Annotated in this window: 14 protein-coding genes; 5 read left to right on the top strand and 9 right to left on the bottom strand. The window is 68.0% G+C overall.

Annotated elements, in window-relative coordinates; genetic code table 11:
• Positions 1 to 71: 71 nt before the first annotated feature.
• Both ENSA7_RS33575 and ENSA7_RS33565 read right to left on the bottom strand, forming a co-directional pair.
• Positions 72 to 1,244 carry a pectin acetylesterase-family hydrolase gene (locus ENSA7_RS33575; RefSeq protein ID WP_146158442.1) on the bottom strand — a complete coding sequence of 391 codons (1,173 nt, stop codon included), beginning with the start codon at positions 1,242 to 1,244 and terminating at the stop codon, positions 72 to 74.
• A 174-nt stretch (positions 1,245 to 1,418) separates the two neighbouring features.
• A complete protein-coding gene (locus ENSA7_RS33565; protein WP_146158441.1) occupies positions 1,419 to 1,856 on the bottom strand; it encodes a hypothetical protein in 438 nt (145 codons plus the stop codon).
• A 125-nt stretch (positions 1,857 to 1,981) separates the two neighbouring features.
• On the opposite strand from ENSA7_RS33565, the gene ENSA7_RS33560 reads away from it, so the two are divergent.
• Both ENSA7_RS33560 and ENSA7_RS33555 read left to right on the top strand, forming a co-directional pair.
• Positions 1,982 to 3,127, top strand: coding sequence for a hypothetical protein (locus ENSA7_RS33560; protein ID WP_106093497.1), 1,146 nt, complete (start codon positions 1,982 to 1,984; stop codon positions 3,125 to 3,127).
• Between the two features lie 117 nt (positions 3,128 to 3,244).
• Entirely contained in the window at positions 3,245 to 3,841 is a 597-nt protein-coding gene (locus tag ENSA7_RS33555) for a GAF domain-containing protein (protein ID WP_106093496.1), read from the top strand.
• 22 nt (positions 3,842 to 3,863) lie between these two features.
• Here the strand turns inward: ENSA7_RS33555 and ENSA7_RS33550 are convergent, their stop codons facing one another.
• Together ENSA7_RS33550 and ENSA7_RS33545 are read right to left on the bottom strand one after the other, a co-directional pair.
• Positions 3,864 to 5,015 carry an AAA family ATPase gene (locus ENSA7_RS33550; RefSeq protein WP_106093495.1) on the bottom strand — a complete coding sequence of 384 codons (1,152 nt, stop codon included), beginning with the start codon at positions 5,013 to 5,015 and terminating at the stop codon, positions 3,864 to 3,866.
• Between the two features lie 83 nt (positions 5,016 to 5,098).
• Complete coding sequence (locus ENSA7_RS33545; RefSeq protein ID WP_181234359.1) at positions 5,099 to 6,196, bottom strand: formylglycine-generating enzyme family protein; 1,098 nt, start codon at positions 6,194 to 6,196, stop codon at positions 5,099 to 5,101.
• A 45-nt stretch (positions 6,197 to 6,241) separates the two neighbouring features.
• Between ENSA7_RS33545 and ENSA7_RS33540 the strand changes: the two genes are divergently transcribed.
• Positions 6,242 to 8,086 carry a UbiD family decarboxylase gene (locus tag ENSA7_RS33540; protein ID WP_106093494.1) on the top strand — a complete coding sequence of 615 codons (1,845 nt, stop codon included), beginning with the start codon at positions 6,242 to 6,244 and terminating at the stop codon, positions 8,084 to 8,086.
• 27 nt (positions 8,087 to 8,113) lie between these two features.
• On the opposite strand, the gene ENSA7_RS33535 is transcribed toward ENSA7_RS33540, so the two are convergent.
• From ENSA7_RS33535 to ENSA7_RS33525, 3 genes are all read right to left on the bottom strand, one after another.
• Positions 8,114 to 9,022, bottom strand: coding sequence for a Vgb family protein (locus tag ENSA7_RS33535; protein ID WP_146158440.1), 909 nt, complete (start codon positions 9,020 to 9,022; stop codon positions 8,114 to 8,116).
• Positions 9,023 to 9,307: 285 nt separating this feature from the next.
• Entirely contained in the window at positions 9,308 to 10,333 is a 1,026-nt protein-coding gene (locus ENSA7_RS33530; RefSeq protein ID WP_106093492.1) for a multiheme c-type cytochrome, read from the bottom strand.
• Positions 10,330 to 11,052, bottom strand: a complete 723-nt coding sequence (locus ENSA7_RS33525; protein WP_146158439.1) for an OmpA family protein — start codon at positions 11,050 to 11,052, stop codon at positions 10,330 to 10,332. Before ENSA7_RS33525 ends, ENSA7_RS33530 begins: the two co-directional genes overlap by 4 nt.
• Positions 11,053 to 11,216: 164 nt before the next feature.
• On the opposite strand from ENSA7_RS33525, the gene ENSA7_RS33520 reads away from it, so the two are divergent.
• Together ENSA7_RS33520 and ENSA7_RS33515 are read left to right on the top strand one after the other, a co-directional pair.
• Positions 11,217 to 12,629: a cystathionine beta-synthase gene (locus ENSA7_RS33520; protein ID WP_106093490.1), complete on the top strand. Its 1,413-nt coding sequence runs from the start codon at positions 11,217 to 11,219 to the stop codon at positions 12,627 to 12,629.
• Positions 12,629 to 13,813 carry a cystathionine gamma-synthase gene (locus ENSA7_RS33515; protein ID WP_106093489.1) on the top strand — a complete coding sequence of 395 codons (1,185 nt, stop codon included), beginning with the start codon at positions 12,629 to 12,631 and terminating at the stop codon, positions 13,811 to 13,813. Before ENSA7_RS33520 ends, ENSA7_RS33515 begins: the two co-directional genes overlap by 1 nt.
• Positions 13,814 to 13,848: 35 nt before the next feature.
• On the opposite strand, the gene ENSA7_RS33510 is transcribed toward ENSA7_RS33515, so the two are convergent.
• Together ENSA7_RS33510 and ENSA7_RS33505 are read right to left on the bottom strand one after the other, a co-directional pair.
• Entirely contained in the window at positions 13,849 to 14,718 is an 870-nt protein-coding gene (locus ENSA7_RS33510; RefSeq protein WP_106093488.1) for a tetratricopeptide repeat protein, read from the bottom strand.
• Complete coding sequence (locus ENSA7_RS33505) at positions 14,715 to 16,091, bottom strand: ATP-binding protein (protein ID WP_106093487.1); 1,377 nt, start codon at positions 16,089 to 16,091, stop codon at positions 14,715 to 14,717. The genes ENSA7_RS33510 and ENSA7_RS33505 overlap by 4 nt, the downstream gene beginning before the upstream one ends.
• Positions 16,092 to 16,093: the final 2 nt, after the last annotated feature.

The following is a 16,093-nucleotide window of genomic DNA, read 5'->3' as shown; positions in this document are numbered from 1 at the left end:
ACATCGTTGCACGAACCACCGGGTTCGATCACCCGCGTTGGCAGCGCCGCAGCGCTGGGGTGGTCACCGGTTCATGGCGCAACGTGGGCGGTGTCGCCCGCTATCACGTCCGCGACCCAGTCGACCAGCAGCACCCCGTTGACCGAGAGCGTGTAGTAGTCCGACTTGCTCAGGTAGGTGTGGCTGCTCCCGGTCTTGAAGTAGGTCGCGAACTCCGGGCCGATCAGGACGTTGTCCCGCAGGTCGTAGAGCGCCTCTTGGAAGTTGTTGAAGCTGGGTAGGATGGCCGTGCACTCGTTGGCCCCAAACCCGAAGAAGCTCGAGATCGTGCTGTCGTCGTGCGACGAGATCAGCCCCTTGGGCGCGTTGGGGTAGTTCTCCTGGACGTAGGTCAAGTAGTTGTAGAGCCCGCCACCGTCGGCCCCAAAGCACTCGGCGCAGTCCTGCGGCAGCGAGGGGTCGACGTTCCACACGTCACGGAACTGCTGTTGCAAGCACGGCGCGAGGTACTCGTCGCGAAAGATCGGACCCGAGTCGTCGATCAGCACCACGTCGTTGTTCGGGAACGCGTCGGCGATCGTGGCGTAGTTGGCGGCCGCCCCAAACCCACCGCCGCTCTCCCCGGTCGCAACCACGTCCGCGGCGTTGGGGAAGGTGTCGGCGATCCGCTCGAGCGCGATCAACATGTTGTCGTGGCCCACGAACATCTGGTTTTGGGGGCCGCCGGGCACGTTGCCGTCGGGCTGGCTGCCAAAGAACACGTCCCCCGTGCAGTAGGGCATGTACACGAAGTTGTAGTCCATCAGCGGGTTGTCGGGGTTCTCGTTGTCGAACAGGCCGCCGTAGGGGCCGGGACTGAACTTCCCCGGGGCGACGCTCGCCGGGTTGGCGAGGCAGCTGAATTGGTTGAAGCACGCGCCGCCGCCCTCCATGTAGATCGCGAGCAGGGAGTCGTTGTCGGAGTAGCGAACCGCGAGCCCGGCGGGCGAGCCATCCCGGCAGAACATCCCGTCGATCTCGAGGTAGTGCCAATCGCCCACGGGGGCCGGCGGCAGCGGGTTGCCCGGATCTGGATCGCCATCGCCATCGCCGGGATCGCCATCCCCGTCGCCGGGGTCCCCGTCGCCCGTGTCCTCGGTGTTTGCCCCGCTGGTGAGCGAGGTGACCTCTCCCGGGTCGTCCCCACAACCCACCAACACGAGGGGAGCCAGTAATCCAAGTAACGGGAGCTTTTTCATGCGCATGTAAAGGATGCTACGGGTGTGATGCACTGCACTCAAGCCAATTCTCAACAGGTTTGCGGTCTGCTGCCCACACATGTGAAATGCGTTCAGTAATACTGACCGCACCAATATCTGGTTGTAAGAGCCGGGAGTGTTCGGCGTAGCCTCACCTGGGTGGGCCGGCTCATCGAACGCTCAGAATCGATAGGCGAAGGTCAGCGTGAAACGCGGCCTGAAGCCGTCGGCCGCGAAGATGCATTGACCCGGGACCGTGCAGATCTGCGTGGCGTGCTTGACCACGCCCATCCGCCGCAGCCCGCCGGAGAACGCGACGTTCACGTGCCGCGTCAGATCCCACGACCAGCCCATCGACGCGCCGCCTCCCAGCGCGACCGTGCTCAGCATCGGCAGCGAGACCGCGAACTGATGGCCAACCGTGAACGTCGCGGCAAAGTACACACCCGTCCAGGGCCGCTTGATCCAGCCCACCACCTCGAGCGTGTGGCCAAACCCGACGAGGTGCCCGTAGCCAGGGTTGGGGTACGCGTACTCGAGCTGCGCGCCGAGGCTCATGTGCCGCCCGAGCCCGCGGCGGTAGCCAATGTCGACCCCGGCGTGATCGCCCAAAGTCATCGCGTCGAGGAACACCTGGTTGCCGTCGCGCGGATCCAGGAACTCCCAGCGATCGCGAATCGGGTCGATCGCCTGGGCAGGGCGTGGGACCAGACACGCGACCGCGACCAGGAGCGAGAGGCCCCATGCGACGCGGCTTGAGCCGGTTCGGCGCAGCTGGCCTGGGCCTCGCCGCCAGCCTTGGCCTGGCAGCTGGCGGGTGCACGGAGATCCCGGACATCGCGTACGAGACCGAGCACTTCGAGATTGCGCCTGACTTCGACTATCCAATCTGCGCGGGCACCTTAGCCTACTTCGAAGCGCACCTGAGCTCTGTCGAGTCGTCACTCTCGCGGACCGTCCCGTTTGGCGAACGCATCAGGTTCTACTGGATTACAAAAAATCTCGATAGCTGGTGCAGCGAGCGCGCGCTGGGTTGCTACTACCCCGGGACGCGCGTCATCATTGGCACCGGCGAGAGCGTCAGCCACGAGATCGTCCACGCGGTGCTCAACGCCGAGGCGCAGACCAACTACTTCCTCGAAGAGGGCATCGCCGAGCTGTACTCGGGAGTCGGGGCCTACCGTCGGGCCTCGCTCGACTCCCGCCCCGATCCCAGCGAGCTGCTGTGGCTGTCGCCCACCGACTACCGGTTCGGCGAGCTCGACTACGCCGTGGCCGCCCACTTCATGGCCTACATCGAGCACGAGTTTGGCGACGGCTCGACCCGCGGGATCGCCGACGTGATCGTGACCGCCGCCGGACCCCCAGAGCTCGAAGCCAGCTTCGAGCGCTTCACCGGGATCAGCTTCGCGCAGCTCGAGCGCAACTACGACCACTTCGCCAGGAACCACTACCAGGGCCTTCACGACCAGGACATCACGCCGATCGAGACCAAGCGCTGGATCGACGTCTCGCTGCGCTGCGACCAGGACGACACGTTTGGCCCGCTGACGGATGGCTCGCCGGGCATGTATCGCAGCCTTCGGCTCGAGCTCGATGATCCGCAGACCGTCGACGTCGAGCTGCGCGCGCCCGAGCGAGTCAGCGTCGAGATCGTCGATGTTCGGCGCGAGCGGGGATCGGGCGTCGTCCTCGACTTTCGGCATCCGAAGCCAAGCGGCGTGAACGAGCACCCGGTGCTGCGCGGGGGCGAGTCGAGCGCGGTGCACCTGCGGGCGGGCACCCACCTGCTGATCATCTCGCAGCCGGACTACGACTACAGCGACGCGTTCTTGCACGTGGTCCCGCGCCAGTTTCCGCGCAGCAACGACGACCAGCTCCCGCCGTAGTGGCCCCGCGCGTGACGCCGGTTCGCCTCGCCAGGCCGCTCGTGAACAGGCTGTGATTGGGCGCCGTGTGTGCCTGCGTCGCGGACACGGTTGCGAAGCCAGCGTAGGCAGCTGGGCATGAGCACCCACCACGACCTGGCGAGAGCGCAGCTCGATCCGATCGCTCGCGCCGCGCCGCCTCGACTCGTATGCGACCGCAGCTGCTGCGAGCGGCCGAGCCACCCCCTGCTCGACCGCGCCCGGATCCGCGAGCTCGCCGCCCTGCGACTCGGTGAAGCGGTCGCCGATCCAAACATCCAGGCGCTCGTCGATCGGGTCGCGAACGAGCTGCAGCTGCCTTTTGCAGCGGTCTCGATCGTGCTCGACGCGACCCCGTACTTCATCGTCAGCCACGGACTCGAGCGCTGGCGAGGCGTCGCGCGCGGCTCACCGCTGGAGTGGCCGCTGTGTCGCCAGGCGATCGACTCGAAGGTGGCCGTGGCGATCGAGGACGCCTCCACCCACCCCGCGGTTTGCGACAACCCGCTGGTCCGCATCGACGGGATTCGCAGCTATCTCGGGATCCCGCTGATCACCAGCAAGCGCCACGCGATCGGGACCCTGTGCGTGTTTGGTCGCCAGCCCCGGAGGTTCTTGGTCTTGGAGATCGCGAGGCTGCACGAGCTCGCTAGGCGGGTCACCAGCGAGCTCGAGACGCGCCGCATCCAGCGCTGACTGACACGATCGTGCAGGGAGATCAGCCCAACTCGTCACTGCTCGATCTTCGTGAACTCGTCCACGCCAGCTGGCCCACGAGTCCTCGGGCGAGCTGCGCTGACGCCGAGAGTCCGCTCTCCCGATCGAACACAGCGGGCTGAACGCGAACGGGTCCACCGTCCGGTCGCTCGAACACGAACGGATCACTCGCAGCCAAGTAGTCGACGACCTCGGGGTGGTGCGAGGCGAGGAAGAATTGGCCATGGCTCTCGAAGCGACCGTCCATTTCGACGAGCCACGGTTGGATCTCCGACAGCCCGACATGAAGCTCCGGCTCGTCGAGCAGCAGGCACCCGCGACCCGGGCGAGCGCTCTCGAGCAAGGCGTACAACACGATGAGGGCGCGCTGGCCATCGGACAGCTCCTCGAAGTCGAGATCGTACTCGGTCCCGCACGCGGTCATTCGCACCACGAGATCACGGACTCGGCCCTTCCCGCCCGAGCTGACCAACGCGATGGCTCGAAAGCCTGGAACGATCGGCTCGAGCGCCGAAAACAGCGCGCGCAGGCGGTCGGGATTCTCCTGGCTGAAGTGGCGATACCACGAGGCGAAATTCGAGCCGTCGCGGGCGAGCGTCTCGTCTTCCTCGGGGCTCACGCTGCTCATGTTTCGGGCGTCCAACCGCCCGGCCCAGATCCCGCGGATACCCTCCAGCCAGATCATCAAGTCCCGCGTCTCTGGGCGAGCCTCGATCTGCGCGAGAAACGACTTGTTGCCGCCAAACGCAAATCGTGCGGCCTCACTGCCGTCGTTCTCGTGCAACCGGACGTTGCCCTTCTCGAACGCAAACAGGGTCTTGTCAGCGAGCGTCACTTTCTCGCTGAGGATCGACGAGCGCTCGAGATCCAGATCGTGCTGCACGACGAGGACGTAGTGATAGTGCCGGTCCCCCTCCTCCAACTTCAGCTCGACCCGCTGCGTTGGCCGGCGATCCCATCGCGTCAGGCTGGATGAGGGGAACGCTTCGGCGATGTCCGCACCGCGCACCACGAGGTCGCCGATCGCCGTCATCAGGTCAAAGAATGACGACTTGCCCGCGCCATTGGCCCCAAGCAGCAGGTTGAGCCGCCGCGGCGCGAACTCGAAGTTCGTGAAGCAGCGGTAGTTGTCGATGAAGATGTGCGTGATCACGGGACTCCTGGCTCGTACGCCGAAGCACCACGGCGGTGTCCGGGTACCTTGTCACGCGCGCTCCGCCAAGCGCAAGGCGCGGCTCACTCGCTGGATTTCGGCGACGTCGGCGGGTCGCCGGGGGCGGCGAGCTCGGAGTCCGCAGCGCGGACCATCACGATCCGGCTGGCCTGCTCGAGGTCGGCGGCGCAGCGAAACCCGAAGTGATGAAACGGCTCGTTGCGGGGCACGTGGGGCCGGCGAAAGTAGGTCATGGCCCGATCCGGGCCCCAGTACCAGCTGCCGCCGCGCACGACCTTGTGCTTGTGGGTCGTGCAGTCGTCCTCGCCGTCGCAGGGGCCTCGCGGGTTGACACCAAAGCAGGCGTCGCCGCACTCCGCGTAGGAGCTCGAGTACCAGTCGTTGACCCACTCGAACGAGTTGCCGGCCATGTCGAACAGCCCGTACTGCGTGGGCGCGCGCGAGCCGATCTCCCACACGCGGCCCGTGTCGGGCTTGTCGCCGGCCTTCTTGACCCCGCAGCCCCGGCCGAGCTCCTTGGTCTTGATGATCGCCCGCTCGCAGGTCGCCTCGTCTTCACCCCACGGGTAGGTCCGCCCGTCGGTGCCGCGCGCGGCCTTCTCCCACTCGGACTCGGTCGGCAGCCGCTTGCCCTGGGCGAGACAGTAGGCGCGCGCGTCAAACCAGCTGACGCCGTTGACCGGCTGCTGGGGACGATCGAAGTCCAGGTACTGCGGGCCAGACTTGGGGCACGCGCCGGCCTTCTCGCACGCCTTGTACTCGGCGTAGGTGACCTCGTTGCGATCGATCCAGAAGGTCTGAAGCCAGATCTCGGCGCGCGGGCGGGCGTGCTCGGGACCCTCGTCGGCGCCGCGGATGAACGCCCCGCCGGGGACGCAGGACATCTCGTCGGGGCCGGCGTCGCAGGCGAGCATCGGCGTGCCGTCGGGCGCCGCGGGCGGGACGTCGGGCTCGCCGGTCTCGCCGCCCGTCTCGGCCCCGGCCTCACCCGACAGCGTGCCCTGCGGCCCAGGCTCCTGCCCTTCATTCGGCTCTAGCGCGGGGCCCACGTGCTCCGCCGGATCAGGCGTGCTCGGCCGCGGCTGCGCGTCACCACACGCCACGACCGCAGGCAGGACGACAAACGAGACAGCGAGCACGACCGCGGGCTTGGGACCCATGGGGGCGGTCCATACCATCCCCCGACATGCTATGACAGCGCGGCCTTGGGCTACCGCAGCCTCCGCGAGTGCGTCGTCGATCTCGAGCGTCATGGACGACTGGTCCGGATCGCGCAGCCGCTCGATCCCAAGCTGGTGATCCCCGAGATCCAGCGCCGGCTCTACGCGGCGGGCGGGCCCGCGCTGCTGTTCGAGCGGGTCGCGGGCAGCCCCTTCCCTGCCGTGTGCAATCTGTTCGGGACCCCCGAGCGGGCCCGGTTCATGTTTCGCGACAGCCTGGCGCTGGTCGAGGCCGCGATCGCGGCCAAGGCCGATCCCACCGATGTCCTGCGCGCCCCGTGGAAATTCTGGCGGCTGCCGTTCGCGGGGCTCCGCTCGCTGCCGCGGACTCGCTGGGTTCGGGCGCCGGTGCTGGCCCACCGCACCAGCCTCGATCAGCTGCCCCAGATCGTCAGCTGGCCCGACGACGGCGGCGCCTTCATCACGCTGCCGCAGGTCTACAGCGAAGACCCGAGCGACCCCCGACCGCTGCGCTCGAACCTGGGCATGTACCGGGTCCAGCTGTCGGGCAACGACTACGCCGCCGACGAGGTCGGCCTCCACTACCAGATCCACCGCGGCATCGGGGTCCACCACAGCGCCGCCGCGCGCCGCGGTGAGCCGTTGAAGGTCAGCATCTTCGTGGGTGGCCCGCCCGCGCACACCTTCGCGGCCGTGATGCCGCTGCCCGAGGGGCTCTCGGAGCTGGTGTTCGCGGGCATGCTCGCGCGTCGGCGCGTGCGCCTGTGCGAGCGCGACGGGTTTCGGATCGCGGCCGACGCGGACTTTTGCATCGTCGGCACGATCGATCCGCAGGCGACCAAGCCCGAGGGGCCGTTCGGCGATCACCTCGGCTACTACTCGCTGCGCCACGAATTTCCGGTCATGCGCGTGCACGCGGTCTGGCACCGCGAGGGCGCGATCTGGCCGTTCACCGTGGTCGGGCGCCCCCCGCAAGAGGACACCAGCTTCGGCAAGCTGATCCACGAGCTCACCGGGCCGATGGTCCCCGCGTCGATCCCCGGCCTGCATGCGATGCACGCCGTCGACGCGGCCGGCGTGCACCCGCTGCTGCTCGCGGTCGGCTCCGAGCGCTACGTGCCGTACCGGCCCGATCGCCCGCAAGAGCTGCTGACGATCGCCAACGCGATCCTGGGGTTCAACCAGGCGTCGCTGGCCAAGTACCTGATGATCGTCGCGCACGGCGATCGCGGGCCCAGCGAGGCCGCGCTCGACCCGGGCGACGAGGCGGCGTTTCTGGCCCACCTGCTGCGGCGGGTCGACTGGTCTCGGGATCTACACTTTCACACCCAGACCACGATCGACACCCTGGACTACTCGGGCTCGGGGCTCAACGCCGGGTCCAAGCTGGTGATCGCCGCTCGCGGGGCGCCGATCCGCGAGCTCGCGCGCGAGCGGCCGCAGCTGTCGTTGCCGCCCGGGTTTGGCGAGATCGAGCTCGCGCTGCCAGGGGTCCTGGCGATCTCGGGGCCGGCCTTTGTCGACGCCGACACCGGCTACGCCAGCGCCGAGCAGCTCGCGTCGGCGCTCGCGCCAGCGCGGGCCCACCTCGTGGGGGTGCCGTTGATCGTGCTGGTCGACGACGCCGCGTTCACGGCCCGCTCGCTGCATAATTTTTTGTGGGTCACGTTCACCCGCAGCAACCCCAGCCACGACGTGCATGGGGTCGGCGCGAGCGTGCAACACAAGCACTGGGGCTGTACGGGGCCGCTGATCATCGACGCGCGGATCAAGCCCTGGCACGCGCCCCCGCTCGTCGAAGATCCAGCGGTCAGCGCCCAGGTCGACGCGCTCGCGGCCGCTGGCGGGCCGCTGCACGGCCTGTTCTGAGCGGAGCTTCCCCCGCTCAGCCCCCGCTCAGTTGCCGGCCGGGTGCTTCGAGCTCTTCTGCCCGACCTCGATCTTCAGCAGGCTGACGGGCGCGTCTGGACCCGCGCCGAACCCGAAGTTGACCACGAACAGCGACTTCTTGTCGGGCCCGTATTGGCCAAACGCGGCGGTCGAGGGGAACATCAGGCCATCGCTGGCATCCGCGATCGTGGTGGCCGCGCCGCTGTCACGGTCGATGCGCAGCACCGACGAGTGGAAGTTCGAGACCAACATGACGTCGCCCCTCTTGTCGATTGCGATGCCATCTGCGCCGCGAAGATGTTCGCCCGCGGCGATCACGGACAGCACGCCCGCTTGGCCGCAGTTGTCCTCGATCTCGATCAGCGCCGGGACCTGCGAATTCGCGACGAGCACCGTGCCCGTCTCCTCGTCGTAGGCGATGCCGTTGACCCCGATCGGGAACGGCACGGGCGAGGCCTCTACATCACCGACCAGCAGTTGATCTTGAACCCACAGCTGCGGGACGTTGGAGCCCGCGTCGACCTTGTAGACCGAGCCGCTGATCGACTCGGTCACATACATGTTGCCGTCTTCGTCGAAGGTCAGATCATTGGGGAACTGGTCACCACCGAACGCCACGACGCGAACCGTGGTGCCGTCGTCATCGACATGCCAGATCCCGGAGGTCGCCGGATCGAACGAGGCCAGCGCGGCGTACAGCTCATCGCCGTCAAACGCCATGCCAAGCAAGAACCCACCCCCGGGATTTATCCAGGCGTGGGTGCTGCCCACCTTGGTCTTTCGGTCGATACGGCGGATCTCGCCGGTCCCCGCCAAGGTCACGTAGATGTCGCCATTGGGCGCGACCGCGACCCCTTCGGGCAGTTCACCCACGGCGGCGTCGTAGGACTCCACCACCTGGACTTGTGCTGCCAATACCGGAGTTGATACCAATAACACGAGGGATGCGATTGCGTACTTCATCGGACCAGAATCCCATGCTGTAAACCCAGCGACACCGCGAAATGCGAGGTCGTTCAGATAGTGCATTGACAACCTGAATTGATCAAGCCAGGCCGTGACTTTTTTGTACTGCACGATGCCGGCCAGCGCGTGAGCCTCCAATTTGAAATTCAAATATTCGGTCGACGACAATGATCCGCCGGTCACCAGATTATCGATAGCAGTCGGCGCGGCACGAATACGCCCCTACCCGATCGCCTATTCGATCGCCACGTCCCCGGCGGCCACCCGGGTGCGCGGGTCGTCAGGCCGCGGCGGATCGCTGGTGGTCGCGCGCAGGTCCAGGCTCCAGCCAACCCGCTGCGCCGCCGGGCTGCGCAGTCGAAACACCACCCGAGGCAGCTCACCGACGCCCGGCGGCGGCACGCGGGTATCCGCAACTTGGACCATGTAGCCGCCCGAGCCATCAGCGTGGCGAGGTTGCGCGGCGAACCGCCGCTCGAGCACGAACTCGTCGACCGCGGACTCGCGCTCGTCTGTCCACACCCGCAGCACGCCCTGCCGAAACAGGTCGCCGGTCGGGAACGCGTGACCGATCGCCCCCGGGCGGAGGGTCACCTCGACGATCACGCTCCCCCCTTCGCGGCGGGCCTCGACGCCAACCCGCACCGCCGAGGCGACCAGCGCCTGATCGTGCATCCCCGCGAACGCGTGACTGCGATGAGGTTCCCCTGCTTGGTCGACCAGGGGCATGTGACAGTCGCGGCAGCCGATCTGGGCCGCCGCGGCCCGACTCCGCGACCACTCGCCGTAGGTGTCCTGCAGCCAGGCCTCGGGGTCGTAGGCGAGACCCGCGGACGCGTCGACCGGCAAGAACCGAAACTGATGGCAGCCCGCGCACGCCTCACTGCGGGCCAGGCTGGGCGCGGGCACGAGCGCGTCAGCGACGACGTGACAGCTGACGCAGTCGACCCCGTCGTGGGCCGCGCGAGCTTCGGGTTGCTCACCAGGCGGCGTGCGCGGGGCGTGGCAGGCCACGCAGCTGGGATCGGGATCGGCCGCATACTCGCGTGCGACCAGCGGGTCGAGCCACGCGCGCGCGTGACCCGAACCCCGCCATTCCCGAGTGATCGCGCCGTGGCAACCCGCGCAGTCGCTGCTGGTCGTCGACTCGAGCTGTTCGTGGGTTGCGCTCGAGCGCGGCTCACCGCTGCGCCGCTCGCCGCGACCGCAGCCGACCCCCGCGACGATCGCGAGCGTGGCCGCCACGGCCCGCGCGCTCATCCAGGCTCCGCACCCGGGGCTGCGTCGCAAGTCGGGTCTTCGGCCCACGGCGGCTTGATCGGCACGAGCTCCACGCGGCGGTTGAGGGCGCGCCCCTCGGCCGTGCGGTTGTCGGCGCGCGGACGATCCTCGCCATAGCCGACCGCCTGCAGCCGCTGCGGATCAATGCCCTGGTGGATCAGATAATCGCGCACGGCCTCGGCGCGGCGGCGACTGGGCTGGCGGCGGCGCAGCGTCTGCGACTGCCCGGCGTCGACGTGACCCGCGATCTCCAATTCGATCGTCGGGTAGCGGGCCAACACCTCGGCCGTGCGATCGAGCACGGGGCGCGACTCGGGCTCGATGTCCCACCGGTCTGGCCCAAACTCGAGGCCCTCGATGACGCCGATCACATCGGCGAGGTCGTCCGGCAGCGCGTCGGGGCAGCCGTCGAGATCATCGAAGCCATTGACGCACTCGCGCTGATCGGGGCACGCGTCGTCGGGATCGAGCACCCCGTCGTGATCGCCGTCGCGCAGCGGGCAACCATCGGGCGGCAAGCCCGGCTCGTCCGGGCACTGATCGCTCGCCAGGGCGACGCCGTCTCGGTCGGGATCCGGGTCGGGGTCAGTCTCGACGGCGGCGAGCGCAGGCGTGGGTTCGGGCGCCGCCGCGGCCTGGTCCGTCACACAAGACGCATGGCCCAGGACCAACACGAGCGACACCGAGCGGACCAGCATGATCTCATGGTACGCCGATACGCCGATACGCCGGGCATTGGCTGGCTCGGGCCCGTCAGCGCGCGCGTCGGCCGGCGCCAGGTCACAGACCACGCGCGAGCCCGCTCACGCGTTGGCCGAGCGCCGACCTTTCCGCGGCTCCGCGCGCGGTCTATGGTCCGGCCATGGCAAGCCTCATGCCGGGCGCGGTCCCGTCGATCATCGAGGCGATCGGAAACACCCCGATCGTCCGCCTCAACGCGGTCACAGCGGACCTCCAGTCCGAGATCTACGTCAAGGTCGAGTACATGAACCCGGCCGGGTCCATGAAAGACCGCGTCGGCCTGAACATCATCCGCGACGCCGAAGAGCGCGGCATGCTGGGCCCGGGCGGGACGATCATCGAGGCGACCTCGGGCAACACCGGCGCGGGCCTGGCGATGGTCGCGGCGATCCGCGGCTACAAGTGCATCTTCGTGATGCCCGACAAGATGTCGCAGGAGAAGGTCTCGGCGCTGCGCGCCTACGGGGCCAAGGTCGTGATCTGCCCGACCGCGGTCGAGCCCAGCGACCCGCGCTCGTACTACTCGGTCGCGCGGCGCCTGGTCGAGGAGACCCCCGGGGCGTTCTACGCCAACCAGTATCACAACCCCGCCAACCCCGAGGCCCACTACGTCAGCACCGGGCCCGAGATCTGGGAGCAGACCCAGGGCCAGTTCGACGTGTTCTGCTCGGGCATGGGCACCGGCGGCACGCTGTCGGGCTGCGGTCGCTACTTCAAGGAGAAGAACCCCGACATTCAGATCGTCGGCGTCGATCCGGTCGGCTCGCTCTACTACGAGTACGTCAAGACCGGGCGCATGACCAAGGCCTTCTCGTACTACGTGGAGGGCATCGGCGAGGACTTCCTGCCCTCGACCATGAACCTCGACATCCTCGACGACATCGTGCAGGTCGACGACCTCGAGTGCTTCATGATGACCCGCGAGCTGGTTCGCCGCGAGGGCATCTTTTGCGGGGGCTCGTGCGGCGCCGCGGTCATGGGCGCGATCAAGTACGCCCGCAGCCTCGAGACGCCCAAGCGGATCCTGGTGCTGCTGCCGGACAACGCCCAGAAGTACCTGTCGAAGATCTTCAACGACGAGTGGATGCGCAGCAACGGGTTTCTCAACGAGCACGAGAACGAGGGCACGGTCGCGCACATCCTCAAGCGCAAGCCGCAGAAGCTCATCACGATCAGCTCGACGGCGACGGTGCGCGAGGCCGTGATCGCGCTCAAGGAGCACGGCATCTCGCAGCTGCCCGTGCTCGACGAGAAGGGCCGCCACTTTGGGATCGTGGCCGAGATCGACCTGCTGAATTTTCTGGTCGAGCACGAGGGCCACGCGCTCGACACCCCGGTCGCGGACCTGGTCGAGAGCGACTACGCCACGGTCACCCCGCACACCCGCATCACCCTGCTCAAGCGCATCTTCAATGACGCGAAGGTCGTGCTCGTGACCGAGAACGACAACCTGCGCGGGCTGCTCACCAAGATCGATCTGATCGACTACCTGGCCCGCGACGCGGCCGCGATGCGCAAGAGCAAGGACACCTGATGGCTGAGTACAAGCGCGAGCACGACCACTGCGGGCCGCAGGCCCACATCGAGACCCTGGTGATCCACGGCGGCCAGCACAGCGAGCCGATCACCGGCGCCGTGATGCCGCCGATCTTCCAGACCTCGACCTACGTGCAGAAGTCTCCGGGCGAGCACACCGGGTTCGAGTACAGCCGCACCCAGAACCCGACCCGGTTCGCGCTCGAGCGCTCGATCGCGGCGCTCGAGGGCGGCACCCACGGGCTCGCGTTCGCCTCGGGCTGCGCCGCGACGACCGCGGTGATCCAGCTGCTCGACGTCGGCGATCACGTGATCGCCGGCGACGACATCTACGGCGGGACCTTTCGCCTGTTCGACAAGGTCATGAGCCGCCGCGGGCACAGCTTCAGCTACGTCGACCCGCGGGATCTGGCCGCGCTCGAGGCCGCGTTCCAGCCCAACACCAAGCTGGTCTGGCTCGAGACCCCCACCAACCCGATGCTCAAGCTCGGCGACATCGCGGCGATCTCGGCGATGTGCAAGACCCGGGGTGTGCTGCTGGCGGTCGACAACACCTTCATGACCCCGGTGTTTCAGCGGCCCTTCGAGCTCGGCGCCGACCTGGTCGTGCACTCGACCACCAAGTACATCGGCGGCCACTCGGACGTGGTCGGCGGCGCGGTTGCGATGCGCAGCGCCGAGATGCACGAGCGCCTGCACTTCATCCAAAACTCGTGCGGCGCGGTCCCAGGCCCGCAGGACTGCTACCTGACCCTGCGCGGGATCAAGACCCTGGCGCTCCGGATGGAGCGGCACGCGAGCAACGCGATCGCCGTCGCGCAGTTCTTGGAGGCGCACCCCAAGATCGAGCAGGTGATCTACCCCGGGCTCGCCAGCCACCCCCAGCACGAGCTCGCGACCCGGCAGATGTCGGGGTTCGGCGGCATGGTGAGCTTTTATCTCAAGGGCGGGCTCGACCAGGCCAGGCGGTTCCTGGAGGCCGTCCGCGTGTTCACCCTGGCCGAGAGCCTCGGCGGGGTCGAGAGCCTGATCGAGCATCCGGCGATCATGACCCACGCCTCGGTCCCGAAGGAGAACCGCGACAAGCTCGGGATCGCCGACGGGTTCGTGCGCGTGAGCGTGGGCATCGAGCACCTCGACGATCTGCTCGCCGACCTCGACCGCTCGCTCGGCGCGGTCTGAGTGAGCCGGGCTCGGGCCCGGTTCAAACCCGGCGCTCAGGTCTCGGGCTCGGTGTGCGCCAGCCGGCGCAGCAGCTCTACCGCCTCCTCGGCCGCGGCCAGCGCTTCGTCTCGCTGACGAACCGCAAACAGCCGCGCCCCGAGGTCGCTCAGCGCCGCCGCGAGCCGGGACGAGTACGCCTCGGGCTCCTCGCGTGCGAGCGTTCGATAGTGCTCGACGGCCTCCTGCCCGGCCGCGAGCGCCTCGTCGGGCTCGCGCAGGTCGTCGAGGGTTTCACTCAAGGTGCGCAGCGCGAGCGCGAGGTCGGCGAGCGGTCCCCCGTCGGCGAGCTTTCGCCGCGCTCGCTCGACCGCCTGGCGGTCGAGTTCGAGGTCTCGCGTCGACTTGCGCCGATGGTCCTCGATCCGCTCGAAGCTGGGTCGGTCGGACGGGTCCGTCGAGCGAGTCGCCACCCGCAACAACAGCGCGCGGACCGTCCATAGATCGGGAGCTACAGCCGGCGTGGCATCGAGCCGGTCGAGCGTGGTCGCAAACACAATCCCGCCGGTCCCCCAGCGCCTTCGCAGCAGCTCGCGACGCTCATTGAGCTGCGCGCACAGCCGCTGCCAGGCCTCGCGCCAGTCCGCCTGCCCCGGCGCGTCGTGCCGCACGTAGTCGACCCACGCGACCTGGTCGGCCCGCCCTTGGAGCAGCACGTCGCGCACAGCGGTGTCATCTGGCGCGCTCGGTCGCAGGTTCACGAGCTGCCGACCGCCCGCCTCGAGCTGGGATTGGGCGCGCTCGCGCAGCTGCTGGTTCGCTCTCGGATCGTCGGTAAACACGAACAGCAGCCAGAAATCCGACGCCCACTCGAGGTGAATCGACAGCCTCGCCCACGCCCACTCGACTGACGTTGGATCGCTCAACGCTCAGCCTGCCCACGTTGAGCGCGGTGCCAGGCCGCCGCGCGATCGGCCACGAGCTCGCGGATCACCGGATGCACCGCGTACCAGTCCTCGCCGTTGCGGTAGGCGAGCAACACGTGAGTATCGAGGAACCGGGCGATCGTGTGCTGGTCATCGAGATCGGGGATATCGAGCCGACCGCTGTCCTCGATCGCCTGCAGCCACACCGCCTGGCGATTGGTGAAGCCCTGATAGGCGCTGCGCAGCTCCTCGATCGCTAGCCGGCAACGATCCCCGGCCACCGGCACGCCGTGGAGCGCAGCGTGGGCGGTCAGGTCCGTCAGCATCCGAAACAGATCACGCAGGTAGCCGCCGCAGGCGAGCGCCAGCTCGTCGAACGCGGCCCGATCACGGAGCAACCACTGCATGTCGCCACGCTTGCCTGCGACCCGCCACAGCACGTCGAGGCCGGCGGGATCGGGCTGCACCTGTCCGCCAGGATCTGGCGCGCGCTTGCGAACCTTGATGCACGGGATCTGGCAGTAGCTATCAAACCCGTCGGTCCCGGCGTAGTGCAGCCGCAGCCACGGCGGCACCGTGTAGATCGTGTGCACATGTGGAAACCGCAGCGCGTCCCCGTGTCCGCGGAACAGACCCTCGACCGACTCGGCGACGGCTCGCTCGTTGGTCGTGATCCCGCGCAGATGCTCGATGCTGTCGTAGATGACGACCAGCTGGGTATCGTCGCCATGTTCAGCCCGCAACCACTTGACGCAGTCTTGCGCGAACCCGTGGACCTCGGCTCGAAACGCGCCGACGTGCAGCTTCATGCGCTCGCGCACCCGCTCGCGAAACGCGGCGTCGCTCTTGAGGTTGGCCTTCACGTTGAACCGCAGCTCCGCGCCGGGCCCGACGGGAACCTTGGCGTCGAGTCCAAGCTGTTCGACGTCGATCCGCTGGCCGCGAAGCCAGTCGACGAAGCGGGTCCAGTAGTCCCCCTTCGAATCGCGACCGAGCAATCCGGCGTCCACGAGCGCATCCGACAACGCCCCCGCCGCGCCGAGCATGAAGTCGACCTCGTCGACCGCGTCGGTCATCGGCAGGTAGTCCTCCATGTCACAGATCACGACCTTGTAGGTTGGGTCGCCCTCGAGCTCCCGCTGCAGCTTGCGCAGCTGGGTGCTCTTTCCGGTGCCGCGGTGGCCGCTGAACAGCTGCGACGACTCGATCGCCGAGAACCGAATCCGCGTGGCCAGTCGTGCGACGGGGTCGAGCGCGGCCCACCCCGGATCGGCGTACAGGTCGACGTAGCGGGGATCGTCTGGCCAGAGCGGCTGGTCCACCAAGTTTTGGTAGAGCTGGCGCAGCTGCGTGGTCGTGGCCGGATCGATCACGA

The sequence above is a fragment of the Enhygromyxa salina genome (genome assembly GCF_002994635.1).
GTDB lineage: Bacteria > Myxococcota_A > Polyangia > Nannocystales > Nannocystaceae > Plesiocystis > Plesiocystis salina_B.
This window is presented reverse-complemented; position numbering and strand designations above follow the sequence as displayed.

Coding starts and splice junctions, on each gene's coding strand:
- ENSA7_RS33560 (WP_106093497.1), top strand. CDS start 1,982: ATGCGACGCGGCTTGAGCCGGTTCGGCGCAGCTGGCCTGGGCCTCGCC.
- ENSA7_RS33545 (WP_181234359.1), bottom strand. CDS start 6,196: ATGGGTCCCAAGCCCGCGGTCGTGCTCGCTGTCTCGTTTGTCGTCCTG.
- ENSA7_RS33575 (WP_146158442.1), bottom strand. CDS start 1,244: ATGCGCATGAAAAAGCTCCCGTTACTTGGATTACTGGCTCCCCTCGTG.
- ENSA7_RS33565 (WP_146158441.1), bottom strand. CDS start 1,856: ATGACTTTGGGCGATCACGCCGGGGTCGACATTGGCTACCGCCGCGGG.
- ENSA7_RS33525 (WP_146158439.1), bottom strand. CDS start 11,052: ATGCTGGTCCGCTCGGTGTCGCTCGTGTTGGTCCTGGGCCATGCGTCT.
- ENSA7_RS33555 (WP_106093496.1), top strand. CDS start 3,245: ATGAGCACCCACCACGACCTGGCGAGAGCGCAGCTCGATCCGATCGCT.
- ENSA7_RS33530 (WP_106093492.1), bottom strand. CDS start 10,333: ATGAGCGCGCGGGCCGTGGCGGCCACGCTCGCGATCGTCGCGGGGGTC.
- ENSA7_RS33515 (WP_106093489.1), top strand. CDS start 12,629: ATGGCTGAGTACAAGCGCGAGCACGACCACTGCGGGCCGCAGGCCCAC.
- ENSA7_RS33520 (WP_106093490.1), top strand. CDS start 11,217: ATGGCAAGCCTCATGCCGGGCGCGGTCCCGTCGATCATCGAGGCGATC.